The 11,891-nt window shown below is 64.7% G+C and carries 12 protein-coding genes; 5 read left to right on the top strand and 7 right to left on the bottom strand.

The genetic code is table 11. From position 1 onward, the window contains the following. Positions 1 to 119 precede the first annotated feature (119 nt). Genes ABUA28_RS09540 through ABUA28_RS09530 form a run of 3 tightly spaced genes read left to right on the top strand, consistent with a single transcriptional unit; the run spans position 120 to position 1,022 of the window. A complete protein-coding gene (locus ABUA28_RS09540) occupies positions 120 to 431 on the top strand; it encodes a hypothetical protein (protein ID WP_349903839.1) in 312 nt (103 codons plus the stop codon). Continuing rightward, positions 431 to 706: a hypothetical protein gene (locus tag ABUA28_RS09535; protein ID WP_349903837.1), complete on the top strand. Its 276-nt coding sequence runs from the start codon at positions 431 to 433 to the stop codon at positions 704 to 706. Before ABUA28_RS09540 ends, ABUA28_RS09535 begins: the two co-directional genes overlap by 1 nt. Before the next feature lie 49 nt (positions 707 to 755). Further along, the gene (locus tag ABUA28_RS09530; protein ID WP_349903835.1) at positions 756 to 1,022 is read left to right on the top strand and encodes a DUF7218 family protein; all 267 of its coding nucleotides are present in this window, start codon (positions 756 to 758) and stop codon (positions 1,020 to 1,022) included. Positions 1,023 to 1,085: 63 nt separating this feature from the next. Here the strand turns inward: ABUA28_RS09530 and ABUA28_RS09525 are convergent, their stop codons facing one another. The 7 genes from ABUA28_RS09525 to ABUA28_RS09495 form a co-directional block, all read right to left on the bottom strand. After that, positions 1,086 to 2,531: an APC family permease gene (locus tag ABUA28_RS09525; protein WP_349903833.1), complete on the bottom strand. Its 1,446-nt coding sequence runs from the start codon at positions 2,529 to 2,531 to the stop codon at positions 1,086 to 1,088. A gap of 145 nt (positions 2,532 to 2,676) precedes the next feature. After that, the gene (locus tag ABUA28_RS09520; protein WP_349903832.1) at positions 2,677 to 4,044 is read right to left on the bottom strand and encodes an LLM class flavin-dependent oxidoreductase; all 1,368 of its coding nucleotides are present in this window, start codon (positions 4,042 to 4,044) and stop codon (positions 2,677 to 2,679) included. Between the two features lie 13 nt (positions 4,045 to 4,057). Next, entirely contained in the window at positions 4,058 to 5,257 is a 1,200-nt protein-coding gene (locus tag ABUA28_RS09515; RefSeq protein ID WP_349903831.1) for an acyl-CoA dehydrogenase family protein, read from the bottom strand. 8 nt (positions 5,258 to 5,265) lie between these two features. Continuing rightward, positions 5,266 to 6,492, bottom strand: a complete 1,227-nt coding sequence (locus ABUA28_RS09510) for an acyl-CoA dehydrogenase family protein (protein WP_349903829.1) — start codon at positions 6,490 to 6,492, stop codon at positions 5,266 to 5,268. Between the two features lie 297 nt (positions 6,493 to 6,789). Further along, positions 6,790 to 7,590, bottom strand: coding sequence for an ATP-binding cassette domain-containing protein (locus ABUA28_RS09505; protein WP_349903827.1), 801 nt, complete (start codon positions 7,588 to 7,590; stop codon positions 6,790 to 6,792). Continuing rightward, entirely contained in the window at positions 7,587 to 8,633 is a 1,047-nt protein-coding gene (locus ABUA28_RS09500; protein ID WP_349903825.1) for an ABC transporter permease, read from the bottom strand. Before ABUA28_RS09500 ends, ABUA28_RS09505 begins: the two co-directional genes overlap by 4 nt. Positions 8,634 to 8,723: 90 nt before the next feature. Then, complete coding sequence (locus ABUA28_RS09495; RefSeq protein WP_407075434.1) at positions 8,724 to 9,836, bottom strand: substrate-binding domain-containing protein; 1,113 nt, start codon at positions 9,834 to 9,836, stop codon at positions 8,724 to 8,726. Positions 9,837 to 9,996: 160 nt separating this feature from the next. Here ABUA28_RS09495 and ABUA28_RS09490 point away from each other — a divergent pair, with 160 nt between their 5' ends. Together ABUA28_RS09490 and ABUA28_RS09485 are read left to right on the top strand one after the other, a co-directional pair. After that, positions 9,997 to 10,998, top strand: a complete 1,002-nt coding sequence (locus ABUA28_RS09490; RefSeq protein ID WP_349903821.1) for a LacI family DNA-binding transcriptional regulator — start codon at positions 9,997 to 9,999, stop codon at positions 10,996 to 10,998. Between the two features lie 28 nt (positions 10,999 to 11,026). After that, a complete protein-coding gene (locus ABUA28_RS09485) occupies positions 11,027 to 11,692 on the top strand; it encodes a nucleoside/nucleotide kinase family protein (protein WP_349903819.1) in 666 nt (221 codons plus the stop codon). Positions 11,693 to 11,891: the final 199 nt, after the last annotated feature.

The following is an 11,891-nucleotide window of genomic DNA, read 5'->3' as shown; positions in this document are numbered from 1 at the left end:
CTTGAACGGTAGTTGTAACAACTAGCGGGGGTGATGAAGTGGCGCAGGTACAGGATCTGAACCCGCGAGAAAAGCATTCCGCGGATTCTGGTGAAATCATCGCGGGCCCTCTCGGTGGAATGACAGCGCGAGCGGCCAGGGAACAGCACGCAGCACTGAAACGGGAAGCCTCCGATTCCGTGTGCGTTCACTACGGTGGCAGGCAGTTCGTCACCACCTACGAGATGGCGGGAATCTTCTTGCGCAGGGCGCAGAGACTCATCGACGCGGAGGATGCGGAGCTCGTCCCCCTCGTGTTCGAGGGTGGTCTCGAGTTGCTCTACGTCTCGTCGGCGATGCCGTTCTCGGTTCACGATGTCGACAGCGAGCCCGCGGATGGCACACATCCGAGTTCGACGACCACGGGAGCGCGACCCTCGGAGGTGGCGTGATGGACCAGGAGCTGCCGCGCCCGTCTCGGTCCGACATCCGGCTGGATGAGGCCGACGCTGGCCAGTGGAAAGTCGTGGATCGGCGCTTTCGCGAAACCAACCCGCGCGCGCTGCTCGGATTCATCAAACAGGTCGATGGAATCTTCGCGGCGACGGATCTGCGTCACGCGGGTGATCCCGTGCGGTACGACAGCCTCGACGCCGCGATTGCCGAGTTCCTCCCAGCCTCGGCGCGCACACCGAGCCTCATGGACGCAGAACAGAGCCATTTCTGACGCGCACTCCTGGAGAGCGACGCGTCAATCGATCGAGAAGGGAACGATCATGCCCGGACGACGGAATCCCAGCCTGAAAGACCCGGATCTCTACGAGGAGCTCCGCAAAGACGGCAACTCCAAGGAGAAGGCCGCACGCATCTCCAATGCGGCGGCCAAGCGAGGCCGTTCGGCCGTGGGGCGCAAGGGCGGCGAATCAGGATCGTACGACGACTGGACCGTCGACGAGTTGCAGGACCGCGCGCGAGAACTCGGCCTGCACGGCTACTCGAGAATGCGAAAATCCGAACTCGTCGACACCCTGCGAACACACTAGTCGCGGGGCGAAGCCCGGCCGAGGCCTCTGCCTCCGTCTCTGCACGGAAGCGGAGGACATCCGCTAGCTCAGTTCTGCGTCCTTCTTGAAGTGCGCCACGACCGGGCCCGCCGCGAAGGCGAACACGAGCAGGGCGAGCACGCCATAGGAGAACGGTCCATACGACGGCTCCCCGACCAGCACGGGCAGGTTCTGCAGGATCACGGCCAGGAATACCAGCAATCCGACGAGCCCGATGATGGGAGCGACGACTGTCTTCCAGCGACCCAGTGAGTGGGTGTCTCGACGGAAGATCGCGATGATCGCGACGCTCGTGATCACGAGGAGCAGCACGACACCGACAGAGGAGATGCCGCCAAGCCAGGTGTAGAACTGATTGATCGGATCGAGCCGGAGCAGTGCGGCAACGGCCACGAGCACGGCGACCACGATCGCGGTGAGCAGGGATGCCGTGGACGGCGACCCGAACTTCGGATGCGGCTGCGACAGGCGAGCGGGCAGCACGCCCTTGCTGGACAGCGAGAAGAAGTAGCGCGTGACGAAGCTGTGGAACGACAGGATGCACGCGAACAGGCTCGTGGCGAAGAGCACCTGGATGATGTGCTCGCCCGCAGTGCCGAGGTACTCGTTCGTGGTCGTCGCGAGAATCGTCCCGGCGTGCTTGCCCGCCTTGGCCACGATCGTGCTCTGGCCGTTGGCCGAGATGAGCACCCAGCTCGAGAGCGTGTAGAAGGCCCCGATGAGGATGAGCGCTATGTAGGTCGCACGAGGAATCGTGCGCTCCGGGTTCTTCGCCTCGTCACGGAACACCGCGGTGCCCTCGAAACCGATGAAGCTCAGGATCGCGAACAGCACGGCGAAGCCGGGTGCGCCGGAGACGATCTGGCTCGGGTCGATGATGCCGGTCGAGTAGCCCTCGGGGCCACCGCCGGAGAAGATCACCACGGCGTCGAGCACGAGCACGATGATGACCTCGGCGATGAGCAACACGGCGAGCACTCGGCCAGACAGCTCGATGCGGAAGTAGCCGAGCGTCGAGACCACTGCGAGACCGAGAGCCGCGTAGATCCACCACGGAATCGCCGGGACGCCGTAGGACTGCAGCACGCCATCCACCGCCGGTCCGAACAGGCCGAACACTCCGGCCTCGAGCGCGATGTAGGAGAGCAGGGCGACGAAGGCCGCTCCCAGGCCGGACACTCGCCCGAGACCCTTGTCAACGTAGGCGTAGAAGGCGCCGGCCGAACGCACGAAAGGCGTCGCCGAGGTGAAGCCGACCGCGAAGAAGAGCAGCACAGCCGTGGCGATCACGTAGGTGAAGGGGAAGCCCGCGCCGTTGCCGCTGGCGATCCCCAGGGGCACCGGGCCGCCGATGACACCGAGCGGCGACGCAGCCGCCACGACGATGAAGACGATGCTCGCGACCCCGAGTGAGCCGCGCAGTCTGCGCGGGCCGGATGCGGTGGGCGGCGCTTCGGCGATGGGCGCTTCGTCGATTGTGTCGGTCATGGCTCTTCCTTTGCACGAGGGGACGGATCGAAACGCTAGCGGGAGAGCCGCACCGCCCGTGGCCGCGTTACTTCGTGTTGCGTCCTGCGTTACGCCGTGTGTCGGTCGGGCGTCTCATCCGGGCGGAACACCCGACAAAACCACCTCAGATGGTTACCTTGGAGGCGGCGTGGCTGGCGGACACACGTGGGCCCGAGCCGAGCTTTTCGCGCAGGGTTCCCGGCGCGTACTCCTTCTTGTAGCGGCCCCTGCGCTGCAGCTCTGGGATGAGCAGCCCGGTGATCTGCTCCCACGACTCTGGGACCGCGGTCGCCGCGAGGTTGAACCCGCCGACACCGGTCTCGTCGACCCAACTCTCGAGCTGGTCGGCAACGGTCTGCGCCGAGCCGACGATCACCGGCCCGTCACCGCCGAGCCTCGCGTACTCCGCGATCTCGCGAATGGTCCAGCTACGACCCGGATCGGATGCCGTGAAGGCCTTGATCACGGAGCGGATGGCGTCGCTGTGCTGGTCTTCGAGGGTGCTGTCCGGCGTGAGAGTCGAGAAGTCGATGCCCGTCCAGCCGGACATCAGGGTGAGCGCGCCCACGGCATCCGCCACCTCGAGGTAGCCCTCGAACAGGCGCTGCGCCTCGGCATCCGTCTCGGCGACGACAACCGTCTGCTGGTTGATCACGCGCACGCCGTCACCGCCCCGGCCGGCAGCGTCGAGGGCCGCGTTCAGCGCCGCGATCTGCCCGCTGAGCACGGTCTTGCTCGGTGCGGCGACGAAGATGGCCTCCGCGTGCTTCGCCGCGAACGACATGCCCCTGGGTGACGCCCCGGCCTGGTAGATGAAGGGCGTGCGCTGGGGAGACGGCTCGCTGAGGTGCGTTCCCGGCACGGTGAAGAACTCGCCGCGATGGTCGATGGGGCGCACCCTGGCGGGGTCCGCGTACACGCCGGTGACGGCATCCGCGAGCACGGCGTCGTCATCCCAACTGCGCTCCCACAGCTTGTAGCAGACCTCGAGGTACTCGTCGGCGATGTCGTAACGGCGGTCGTGCGCGACCTGCGTGCTCACGCCGAGGTTGAGCGCTCCGCTGTTGAGATACGAGGTGACGACGTTCCACGCGATGCGCCCGCGGGTGAGGTGGTCGAGCGTCGACATCCGGCGCGCGAAGGGGTACGGATGCTCGAAGGAGACGGATGCCGTGACCCCGAACCCGAGATTCTTCGTCGCCGCCGCCATCGCCGGAATGAGCTGCAGCGGATCGTTCACCGGAAACTGGATGCCGCCCCTGATCGCCGCATCGCTGCTGCCGCCGTAGACGTCGTAGATGCCGAGCACGTCCGCGAAGAACACCGCGTCGATCGTGCCGCGCTCGAGCGTCTCGGCCACCTGGATCCAGTAGTCGATGTCGAGGTAGCGTCGGCTCTCATCCCGCGGGTGCCGCCAAAGTCCGGGCGAAAGGTGCCCGATCGAGTTCATGGTGAACGCGTTGATGACGAGCTCGTGCGGGGAGGTGGGCATGCCTGGTCTTTCTCTATTTCTTCTTGCCGACGCCGACGTACCACTCATACGGCGGTTCGGCCCGATTCACGAGGTTGTCGCCGATGATGCGCGCCTTGAACGCTGTGGGGTTGTGCGAGGCGACCGTGCGGGCGTTGCGCCAGTGCCGGTCGAGCGCCACCGAGGTGGAAGTCGCGGATGCGCCGAGCGCGTCGAACAGCTGTGTCGCGGCCCGCAGGGAGACCTCGGTCGTGACGATCTGCGCCCGCGCGGAGGCGAGTTCTGCCGCCTCCTTGGCCCTCGCGGCGAGCGCGACCTCGCCCCTCAGATCGTATGCGCGCTGCAACACCACGGCCGCATGCTCGACCGCCGCCTCCGCGGTGAAGGCGTCCACCGAGACGCGGCCGACGATCTCGAGAATCTGCGGGTCTTCACGGGTGAGCGGGGAGTTGCCGTGGCTGAACGCCCGCGACCTGGTCGTGACCTGCAGCACGACATCCCGCTCGACGGCCTTGGCGATGCCCGCCTGCACCGCAGTGAGCACGAGTTGGTAGAGCGAGGTCTGGTAGGAGAACCGCTCGCTGAACGGGAACACGTGGTCCGCGTCGACGGGCGCCGCGTCGAAGACCGCGGTTCCGCTGCCGGTGAGCCGCTGGCCGAAGCCGGCCCAGTCGTCGGTCACCACCACCCGATCGGATGCCGTGCTGACGAGCGCAGCTACTTCCACGCCATCCGGGGTCACCGCCGTCGCGTCGATCCAGTCGGCGAAAATGCTGCCCGTCGTGTAGTACTTGCTGCCGGTGATCGTCCAGTCCGCGCCATCCGGAGTGAGGCGGGTGTTGGTGGCGCCGAGGGCGACCGATCCGATCTCGGTGACGCCGTTGCCCACGAGTTCGCCAGCGACGAAGCGGCGCAGCCACTCATCCCTGGCCGCGCTCGGCTGCGCACAGAGGCGGTCCTCGACGAAGCCGATGTGACCGCGAAGCGCCTGCGGGATGTGCGGGTCAACCGCAGCAAGCTCCACCAGCAGCCGGAACAGCTGCGGGAGGCTCGCGCCGTCGCCACCGAACTCGCGCGGCACCCGCAGGGCGAGAAAGCCGGACTCCTTGATCCATCCGATCTGCTCGAAGGGCAGCACCCGATCGCGCTCCCGCTCGAGAGCGCCCTCGGCGATGCGCGCGAACAGTGGCGCGTAACGCTCGAGCAGTTGGTCTGTGGTGACAAGGTCACTCATTGCGTTCCTTATGTATAGAGCGAGACGGGCTGAACGGTGCCGTTCAGGAAGTGCGCGCCGACCTCGATCTTCTTGTAGTCGACCGGATCGTGCAGGCTGTGGGTGCGCACGTTGCGCCAAAGCAGATCGAGCCCGATCGAGTTCCTGGTGGAGCTCGCACCGGTCACCTCGTAGACGCGAGCCGAGACCTCGAGCCCCACCTCGGTCGCGACGATCTTGAGCTTCGCGATCGCGAGTTCCGCCGCCGCGCGGTCCTCGGCCGCGGTGGCTCCGGCGAGCGCGACGAAGTCGTCGAAGCGGCGGTTCAGCGAATCGGCGAGTGCGGCAACGGCCGCGGTGCGCGCGACGAGCTCACCGACGACGCGGTGCACGATCGGGTCATCCGCGTAGCGGTCGACCGAACTGAGGAACCACGCGTTCGACCGCGCAAGCGTCAGGTCGCGCGCCTGGTTCAGGGCCGCCTCCGCGACCGCGAGATAGAGGTTACCGAAGAGCAGTTGAACACCGGGGGTCACGAGCGAGGAGAACGGCTCGCCGGTGTCGACGCCGATCACGTCTGCCGGCGTCACGAGCACGTCGCTGTAGCGAACGGATCCGCTGGCCGAGGCGCGCAGGCCGAGGTTGTCCCAGTTGTCCAGGTATTCGATCCCGTCCCGGCGGGAGTCGATCGCAAACACGACGAGCCTGCCATCGTGGATCCCTCCCTCGGCGATCGCGCCGGCGATCACGACATCTGCCACCGCGACTCCTGTCGCGAAGTGCTTGAGGCCGCTCATCCGGTAGTTCTCGCCGTCCGCAACGAAGCTGAGGTCTGGGCTCACGGGGTTGAACGAGTCGCTCCACACCCACGTGGCCTCCGCGCTGCGGCGATACCAGCGCGCCTGCGCGTTCTCGTCGGTTCCGTAGAAGGTGATGCAGGCCTGGTTGAGATAGTGGTAGCCGAGCAGGATGCCGAGCGAGGCATCCGCGCGCGCGATCTCGCGCACGACGCCGAACGCGGTCTCCCAGTGCGCGCCGGAGCCGCCGAACTCGGTCGGCACCAGCAGGTTGATGAGCCCGGCCTTGCGCAGCACGTCGAGTTCTTCACGCGGAAGGGCGTTGTCACGGTCGCGGTGCAGCGCCGTGGGCGCGAGGGACGCTGCGAGCCGCGAGGCCACGCCGATCCACTGTTCGCGCTCGGCAACGCTCGCGTTGCCACTCCAGGGGCTCCGGGTGAAGGTGGCGACCGTGCTCATGCGATTTCCCGTCCAGACGAAGTGCTCCCGCCATGATGGCAATCATGATCGTTCGGGCCAAAAGGAGCTGCAATACGGCGTAACTGTGACGCGCGGCCGTGCTCTCGCCTTCCACCCGCGACGGAGTCAGAATGGACTCATGGATGAACTGCGCACCTGCCCCGACTGCGGAACCGTACTGTGCCAGTCCGGCAACGACTGGTCCTGTCCGGAATGTGGTCCGGTCTCCTCGAACTGAGCTGTCCCCGCGCTGCCTCGCGCGCATCCGTCGCATAGTAGAACCACTCGGCGATACCTTCAGGCCGCGGCGCCGGTCATGATGGCCACGGCCTCGGTCATCGAGTGTGATTGCGGCGTGATGGTTGCCGCACGCTTGCCCAGCCGCTGGACATGGATGCGATCCGCCACCTCGAACACCTGGGGCATGTTGTGGCTGATCAGGATCACCGGAATCCCCCTGTCTCGGAGATTGCGCACGAGTTGCAGCACCTGGTTGGACTCGCGAACACCGAGTGCCGCCGTCGGCTCATCGAGAACGACGACCTTCGATCCAAATGCGGCGGCGCGGGCTACTGCGACAGCCTGCCGCTGTCCGCCGGAAAGATTCTCCACCGGAACCGTGACGTCCTGCAGGGTGGCGATGCCGAGACCCAGCACCTCTGCCTTGGCTTTCGCTCGCATACCCTTGGTATCGAGCATCCGGAACACTGAACCGAGAATCCCCTTTCTGCGCTCCTCCCTGCCGAGAAAGAGGTTGGATGCCACGTCCAGCGCCGGCGATACCGCAAGCGTCTGGTACACGGTCTCGACGCCCGCCTCGCGCGCATCCTGCGGACGTTTGAAGTTGACCTGACGCCCGTTGAGGAATATCTCACCTTCGTCCGGGATCTCTGCTCCCGTGAGGCACTTCACGAGTGTGGACTTACCCGCGCCATTGTCACCGATGATCGCGAGCACCTCGCCGGCATACAGTTCGAGACTCACGCCGTCGAGGCCGACGACGCGTCCGAAGGTCTTCACGAGTCGCTTTGCCTGCAGTACCGGCTCACGGGTTTCTGCGCCAGCCGTTGCGGGATGGGCTGAGTCGATGGTCGTCATTTGCGCACCTTCCGGATCCACTGGTCGATTGATACCGCGACAATGATGAGGATGCCCACGGCGAGTGTTTGATAGAGAACGTCGAGCCCGGCGAGTGCCAGTCCGTTGCGGAATACACCGACGATCAGGGCGCCGAGCAGGGAGCCCCAGATCGTGCCTCGCCCGCCGAACAGGCTGGTACCGCCGATCACTACGGCGGTGATCGAGTCGAGGTTGATATCTGTGCCGGCGTTCGGGCTGGCAGCGTCGGCGCGGCCGATCTGGATCCAGGCGCCGATCGCGGTGATCGCACCGGCGAAGATATAGACGCCCATGAGGACGCGGTTGACGCTGATGCCGGCCAGCCGCGCGGCCTCCGGGTCGTCGCCGACCGCGTAGACGTGCCGACCCCACCCGGTCTTGCCAAGAATGAACGCCACGATGATGTAGAGCGCGAGCATCATCACAACGCCGTAGGTGATATTGACCCCGCCCACCGCGAAGGTGGCGCCGGTCGCTGTGATCATCCCCGGGATGCTCGTGCCCGTCACCGATGCGCTGTTGGAGTAGAGAAGGGTGAGCGCCAGGAAGATACTCAACGTTCCCAGGGTCACGATGAACGGGGGCAGGTTGAGCCTGGTGACCAGGAAGCCGTTGAGCGCGCCGGCCACGAGCCCGACGAGAAGTCCCGTCAGTAGCGCGAGCGGCGCGGGGAATCCGTTCTGACTCGCGGTCTGAGCCATGACCATCGAGGCAAGGACCATCATCGCGCCGACCGAGAGGTCGATGCCCGCGGTGAGGATGATCACCGTCTGTGCTATCGCAAGAGTCCCGACAACAGCGACCTGCTGAGTGATCAGCGACAGGTTGTTGGCGTAGAAAAATCGCGGATTGAGTATGCCGAAGACGACTACGGCGATGACGATGACGATCCCCGGGCTCAACGCGGGATATCTGTGCAGGGCCTGTCTGACGCGGCCGAGTGGCGTCTGGCGATCGAGGAACTCTGTCGCGAGATCAAGCTGGTTCGTGGACGGATTGGCGTCAGTACCCTGTTGGCTCACGATATCTCCTGAACTTCTCTGTTCGTGTCTTCACTGTATGAGGAGGCGGCAGGTACGTACAGCCACGCCGCCTCCTCAGAAACCTGCGTGCTACTTGCCCCAGCAGATCTTTGCGCCCTCGGCGCTGCTGATGCTCTTCAGCCCGGGAACGGTCTTGTCGGTCACCAGCTGGGAGCCGGTGTTGAAGAAGTCGAGCCCAGCCGACGTGGCCGGCTTCTTGCCCGTCTTGGCGAGCGTGACGATGGCTTCCATTCCGAGCTGCGCCATCTTGGACGGATACTGCTGGCTCGTCGCTCCAAAGATCCCTTCGCCGACTTCCTTGACTCCGGTGCATCCGCCGTCGATGGTCACGAGGAGAGTGTCCTTCTCGATGCCCTTCGCCTTGAGTGCCTGGTATGCGCCGTAGGCAGCTGGCTCATTGATGGCGTACACGACGTTGATGTTCGGGTTCTTCGACAGGAGCGTCTCCATCGCGGTGCGTCCGTCTGCCTGGTCGCCGTTAGAGGGCTGGCTGCCCGCGATGACGTAGTCTCCGCCCTGGCCACCCGTGTACTTACCGGTGGGAGCTTCATCGCCGTTCTTGTTCGGATTGTTCAGCGGGATGCCCATTCCCTTCAGGAACCCCTGATCGCGGTCGTAGTCGACGGTCGCAACCTGGTTGTTGAACAGGTCGACGAGTCCGATGATCGCCTTCTTACCCTTGAGCTGAGCTGCGGTCCACTGGCCGATCGCTTCGCCGGCGGCACGGTTGTCGGTGGCGAAGGTGATGTCCACGGCGTTCGCGGGGGTCGGCGCGGTGTCGAGCGCGATGACGTAGATACCGGCCTTGCGCGCCTTCGCGATCGCCGTGTTGACGGTCTCGTCGATCGGTGTGATCAGGATGCCCTTGTCCCCGCGCGAGATCGAGTCTTCGATTGCCTGGATCTGGGTGGCAGCGTCGCCGTCCTTCTTGCCCGCGGCAAGCGTCAGCTTGACTCCGTCTTTGGTCGCTGCCGCCTTCGCCGCGTCATCCATTGCGACGAAGTACGGATTGGTCGTGGTCTTGACGATGAGCGAGATACCGACCTCGCTCGAGGAGCCTCCGGAACCGGAGCCTGAGGAGTTCGCCGAACACCCGGTCATTCCAAACGCCGCGAGCACTGCGATAGAGCATGCAGCCACGAGGCTTTTCGCTATCGGTCGTGCGGCTGTGCGATTCAACATTGAATTCCCTCTTTCTTGAAGCATTTGCATGCCTGACAACGATGTCATTAGATATGTGTATGGCACTTAGCCTCTATAGTCAAGCCATAACAAAAATCGGAGACAAATCGTGACACCGTTGTCAGAGCCGCAATCCGCGGTTCATTCCCAACGTCCCACTATGCGCCACGTGGCCATGCTCGCCGGAGTCGGCATCAAGACCGTCTCCCGTGTGATCAATGGCGAACCCAATGTCTCCGCCGAGACCGCCGCGAAAGTGCTGGCGGCGGCGCAAAGCCTCCATTACGTTCCAGACCCGCACGCGGGCAACCTCCGGCGCAGCGACCGGCAGACGAAGACGATTGGCCTCCTGGTCGGCAATGTCGGCAACCCCTTCGCGGGCGCCCTGCACCGCGCAATCGAAGACGCTGCATCCGCACGTGGCGTCGCTGTGTTTGCGTCCAGCCTCGATGACGACGCCGACCGCGAGCTCGCGATCGTCTCGACTTTTCTCAGGCGCCGTGTCGACGGCCTCATTCTCACGACCGCCAGCAAGAACCAGTCGTACCTGATTCCCGAACAGGAACGCGGCACAAAGTTCGTGTTCGTGGACCGGGAACCGGTAGGAATCGACGCGGATGCCGTGGTCAGCGACAACGCACTCGGTGCGTCCATCGCGACCAGGCACCTCATTGCACACGGACACCGCCACATCGCGTTTCTCGGCGACCGTTCCGAGATCCAGACGGCGCGAGAGCGGCGCCGCGGCTTTCTCGAAGAATTGGGGCGAGCCGGTATTTCCACGAACGGCGTGACCGTCGTCGAGGGTCTCTTCAATGAGGAGAAGGCCCGCTCGGCAATGACAGCCCTGTTGGACAGCTCGAACCCGCCCACGGCGGTCTTCGGCGGCCAGGACCTCATCACCATCGGCGTGGTCCGCGCGCTACGTGATCGGGAGATGCACAGATCGGTTGCCCTCGTGGGCTTCGACGATTTCGAACTCGCCGACCTGCTTGAACCAGGTATCAGTGTCGTCTCACAGGATCCACGTCGCATCGGCGCGCTTGCGGCCGAGCGACTTTTTTCGCGACTGGAGGGAGATAAGCAAGCCGAGCAGACCTACACCGTGCCGACACGACTGATTACACGCGGCTCCGGCGAGATCCCTGTGAGTGCCCCATGACTCGCGTCCAACAGTTGCCGTATAGAGGATGATCGCGGTGAGTCCGCTGAATGAATCGCGCGAGATTGTCGACGTGGACGCAGGCCTTTCCGTCCTCACAGGGAGGATCAGCGCGCAACGACGTCCCGATCGTCGTCTTCTGATCGGGATCAGCGGCGCTCCGGGCGCGGGCAAGTCCACCCTCGCCGATCGTCTGGTGACCATCCTTGGCGCGCAGGCCATCGCAATTCCCATGGATGGTTTCCATATTGCGACGGCGGCACTCCCCACTCCCGGGCATCTGGATCGGAGGGGTGCCATTGACACCTTCGATGTCTCGGGCTTCCTCACACTGGTTACCCGGATACGCGATGACGTGGAGGACGTCGTCTACGCTCCGGCTTTTGACCGTCGAATTGGAGAACCCATCGCCGGGATGATCCCGGTCACCCGACACCACCGGGTCGTCGTCACGGAAGGCAACTACCTTCTCTCGCCAGAGCCCGGCTGGCGCGAGCTCCGCGGCTTGTTCGATGAGATCTGGTATCTCGACCTGGCCCCGGAGATCAGGCTTTCGCGTCTCGCCGCACGCCACATCCAGTTTGGCAAATCACCCGAGGCGAGCTGGGCGATGGCGGTCGGCTCTGATGAAGAAAATGCACAGCAGATCGAGTCGGTGCGCGATCACGCTGACCTTGTGATCCGTCTCAGTTGAGCTTCGGGGTAGTGGGCGGAACCGTGAACGATCCCTCCACCACGGTCTGGGCGATCACGACCGCCGACTCGTTCACTGCTCCGCTTGCCGCCTCATCCCTGGCTTATAGGCAAGAAGGTGTGGATGGGTTCTTGATCTGGGCCCGGGATTGCGGGGCTGGATCGGGGTTGTTATGGTCCGCGACCCTTAGTCGTGGATC

It is taken from the genome of Parafrigoribacterium humi (genome assembly GCF_040227205.1).
Lineage (GTDB): Bacteria > Actinomycetota > Actinomycetes > Actinomycetales > Microbacteriaceae > Parafrigoribacterium_A > Parafrigoribacterium_A humi.
This window is presented reverse-complemented; position numbering and strand designations above follow the sequence as displayed.